Origin of the sequence: Nonomuraea sp. NPDC000554, from assembly GCF_040300065.1 — a bacterium.
Classification (GTDB): domain Bacteria; phylum Actinomycetota; class Actinomycetes; order Streptosporangiales; family Streptosporangiaceae; genus Nonomuraea.
Genome location: NZ_JBEPDC010000064.1, coordinates 1 through 3,907 on the forward strand (window position 1 = coordinate 1; position 3,907 = coordinate 3,907).

At 69.2% G+C, this 3,907-nt stretch carries 3 protein-coding genes; all 3 read right to left on the reverse strand.

Features of this window, described 5'->3' with window-relative positions; all coding sequences use genetic code 11:
* Positions 1-452: 452 nt before the first annotated feature.
* Entirely contained in the window at positions 453-1,685 is a 1,233-nt protein-coding gene (locus tag ABT294_RS50585) for a cytochrome P450 (RefSeq protein ID WP_350813727.1), read from the reverse strand.
* A 2-nt stretch (positions 1,686-1,687) separates the two neighbouring features.
* Positions 1,688-2,689 (reverse strand): methyltransferase, encoded by a 1,002-nt coding sequence (locus ABT294_RS50590; RefSeq protein ID WP_350813725.1) that lies wholly within the window; start codon positions 2,687-2,689, stop codon positions 1,688-1,690.
* A 399-nt stretch (positions 2,690-3,088) separates the two neighbouring features.
* The gene (locus ABT294_RS50595) at positions 3,089-3,523 is read right to left on the reverse strand and encodes a nitroreductase family deazaflavin-dependent oxidoreductase (protein WP_350813726.1); all 435 of its coding nucleotides are present in this window, start codon (positions 3,521-3,523) and stop codon (positions 3,089-3,091) included.
* Positions 3,524-3,907: the final 384 nt, after the last annotated feature.

Genomic DNA, 3,907 nt, shown 5'->3' on the forward strand with positions numbered 1-3,907 from the left:
GCCCAGGGGTCGATGGCGCGGTAGACGAACGCGCCGTCGACCAGGATGACGGGCGGCCCCTGACCCACCTTCTCGAACGCTATGGTGGTGCCGTCGCTCGACGTGACTGTGTGCATGAAGTAAGCCTCTTTCACCAATTCGGTACCAACCGTCGGCGAACTAGATTGTCCGGCCGGGGTTGGCGCCGCATCTTCCAGATTGCTGTCATGTGACTGTCACTCAGCTGAGTGGTCGCAACGTGTTGCAGTCGATCTTGCCAGACGGCGTCTCCGGCAGTGCGTCCACGAACCGGATGTCCCGCGGGTTCTTGTGCGGGATCTTCACCTACTGCTGACTCGGCCGGGGGAAACGGGTCAGCCCGTCCGGTGTGGTGCAGCCGATCAAGCGCACGCTACCACGGCAGGCTGGGCGGCGAGGCGGGTTTCGATCGCCCTCGGCGCGACGGCCGCGGTTCAGCGACGCGATGCCGTAACGGCGCGGCCGGTGGTCACGGGGAGCGTGCGCAGGCCACGGATCACCCACCGGTCGCGATAGGTCGCCGTGTCCGCGAGCATGATCTGGGGAAAGCGACGGGCCAGCATGGGCAGGGCGGTCTGGGCCTCCAACCGGGCCAGGGCCGCGCCCAGACAGAAATGAACGCCACCGCCGAAACTCAACGGTTGACTGTTGGCGCGGTCGGGGTCGAACCGGTTGGGGTCGGGATAGCGACGGGGGTCACGATTGCCCGCGGCGAGCAGGACGACAACCCGGGAGCCGGCCGGAATGTGCTGGTCGAACAGGGTCACATCAGCGGCGGCCCAGCGGCTGGTGACGTGCACCGGCGGCGCGAAGCGCAGGACCTCCTCCACGTACGCCGCCGCGAACGGCTGCTGGGTGCGCAGGCGGGCGGCGTAGTGCGGATTGCCGATGGCCATCAGCGCGCCGTCGCCGATGAGAAACGCCGTCGTCTCGAAGCCGGCGGTGAGCAGCAGCATCATGTTGCCGATCAGCTCGTCGTGGCTGAGCTTGGCGGCGTCGTGCAGACGCACGAGCGCGCTGACGATGTCGGCCGCCGGACAACCGCGCTTGCGCGTGATCACGTCGCCGAAGTGGTCGGCAAGCTCGTCCATGGCGGCGTCGGCGGTGGCCAGGGCGGCCGGGTCGGTGAAGCCGTCGGTCGACACCGCGATCGCCGACGCGATGTCGCGGAACCACACCTGACGGTCCGCGTCGAAGCCGAGCATGGCGCTGACCACGGCGATGGGCAGCCGGGACGCGAACTCGTCCATGAGGTTCACCGGGGACCCGTCGGCGCCGAGATCGGCGATCCGGTCCAGCAGCCGCGTGGTCATGTCCTCGATCACCGGGCGCATCCGGGCCACCTGCTGCGGCGTGAAGTCGGCGTTGACCATGCCGCGCTGGCGGGTGTGCTTCGGCGGGTTGCTGTAGAGCATGGAGTCGGTGAACGCGCACACCGACGAATGCGAGCGCCAGTCCGGATACACCCGGTCGAACGCGGTGCCGTCCTGCACCTGGAGGGCCGGCTCCCGCAGCACCCGCGTGCATTCGCGGTAGCCGACCGCGACCAGGCTGCCCTTCTTCACGGGCACCAGGTTGCCGTGCGCCCGGATCGCGTCGTAGTACGGATACGGGTCCTGCCGGCCTTCCCTGGTGCCCAGCGCCTCGAACGCGGCGCGCGGATCCATGCTCACGCCACTCGCAGCTCGATGATCGCCGACGGGCCGGCCTGGTGCACCGCGGTGCGCCGCAGCCCTGCGCGTTCGGCGAGTGCGGTGAACTCGGCGACGCCGCGCTCGCGGGCCTTGTACAGGCACAGCATGCGCAGGTCCATCCCGGTGTGCTTCTCCTCGCCCTCGCCGATCGACTCGATCACCAGCACCCGCCCGGTCGCGCCGGCGGCCTCCGCGCAGCGGCGCAGGATCGCGGTCGCCGGGTCGTCGTCCCAGTCGTGCAGGATCAGCGACAGCAGGTAGGCGTCGGCGCCCGGCGGCAGGGGGTCGAAGAAGCTGCCGGCGACGGTGTCGGCGCGGCCGTCGAGGCCGGCGTCGGCGAACGCCTTCTGGGCGGTCCGCGTCGCCTCGGGCAGGTCGACCACCGTGCCACGCAGTGCGGGGTTCGCGGTCAGGATCGCGGCCAGCAGGGAACCGTCACCGCCGCCGACGTCCACGATGTGATCGAGCGCGGCCCAGCCGAAGCCGGCCACGACGCCGGGGGCGCGCGCGGCCACGTCGGCGCCGAGCAGGGCGTTGAACGAGGCCGTACGCGCCGGGTCGGCGGCCAGGGCCTCCCAGTACGGCTGGCCGTAGCGCTTCGGGAACGCCGCCTCGCCGGTGCGGATGCTGTGCAGCAGCTCCACGAAGGACAGTTCGCCCCAGCCCATCCCGTCGATGTCGAACCAGGCGCGCACGCCGGACGGGTGGTCCTCGCACAGCGGCCGGCCGAGCGGGGTGAGGGTGTACCGGCCGGCCTCGTCGCGCTCGAACACCCCGCGCACGGTCAGGTAGCGCAGTAACCGCTCCAGCGCGTCCGCGTCGGCGCCGCACGCCTGTGCCAGTTCCGCCACCGTCTGCCGGCCCGCGACGATGTGGTCGGCGACGCGCAGCGTGGCCGCCACCCGTACCGCCATCGGCGTGCCCAGCCCGGCCATCGACCACAGTTGCGCGGCCGTTCCGTCCAGATCGCCTATCATGCCAGCCTCCTCGGCCTCGGGAAACGCGGGAGCAATTCTTGGGGACTGTGCCCGCCGGCTCATCTCCGATCGTGCGGGATGCGCTGGTCGGGAACGCGACGAGCCGGTGGAGCCGTCGCTCGTGGACAGCGCTGTCGGCTCGCGTCGATCGGTTGCGGTAAGGCCCTCGGGGCGTCGCCCCGGCGGTCGAGGCGGCGAGCGCCCACAGCACGTGCGCCTTGCCGCAGAGTCGCCACTCGCGGCAACGGCATGGACGGAGTGGCCTCGACTCCTTGGTGGAAAGGGATCGAGGCCACTGCGTTCCGGACCACGGCCGAACGGGCGTGTGACGTCGCCTCGAAGAAGTCGCGGACGACGGCGGACCGTTACCAGGCCCGAACCGGCGTCCAGAGGTTCCGGTCAGCCGGGTTTGCGCTCGACGACGAGAACGGGGATGTCCCGGGTCGTCATGGACTTGTACCTGTCGAGTCGCCGGTTGGACGCGACCAGCCCCGCCCACAGCCTGTCGCGCTCCGCGCCGTCGACCTCCGCGGCGGTCGCCTCGTAGGTGTCGGTCCCGATCTCGACCGTGAGGTCGGGGTTGGCGAGGACGTTGTAGTACCACCCGGGATTCTTGCCGCGACCGACGTTCGTGGCGGCGATGACGAGGCGGGCGTCGTCGTTGATGTAGGACAGCGGGCTTACCCGGTCCTCACCGCTCTTCCTTCCCTTTGTGGTGATCAGCAGGAGGGGAAGGCCCTCGAATGCGCCGCCCACTATTCCGTCGTTGGCGCGGAACTCGTCAATGATCTTCTGGTTGTACGCTATGAGCTCTAAGTCTTCGCTGCTTGTCATTTCTCACCATCCTGGTCTAAAGGTTCTGGTCCAAGACCACTTTATGACTCGCTGCATAATGCCTCAAGCTCCTATGTGCAGTGGCAAACCTCCTGCTTTATCGGCCGCTCTTTGACGAGTTCGCAGATGCGCAACTGATTGGCCGGCCTGTCCAGGCGCGATCCCGAACAATTTTGAGCGCTTTACTTCTTGGCGGAATTCGGGCCCGGATCGCATGGCACGGTTCCGTGCCGCCCGCACCGGCCCAGTGGCCGGCGCGGGCCGCGTGCCGGGGTCAGCCGGCGAAGTGCTTGTCCACGATCGGGGCGAGGACGTTGGCGGCGATCTCGTGGGTCTGGCCTTCGATGTCGCGGACCTCGGTGGTGCTGGGCAGCACGTCGTTGA

What these genes read in the sequence shown, in the direction of transcription:
- ABT294_RS50585 (WP_350813727.1), bottom strand. Translation starts at nt 1,685, where the DNA reads ATGGATCCGCGCGCCGCGTTCGAGGCGCTGGGCACCAGGGAAGGCCGG.
- ABT294_RS50590 (WP_350813725.1), bottom strand. Translation starts at nt 2,689, where the DNA reads ATGATAGGCGATCTGGACGGAACGGCCGCGCAACTGTGGTCGATGGCC.
- ABT294_RS50595 (WP_350813726.1), bottom strand. Translation starts at nt 3,523, where the DNA reads ATGACAAGCAGCGAAGACTTAGAGCTCATAGCGTACAACCAGAAGATC.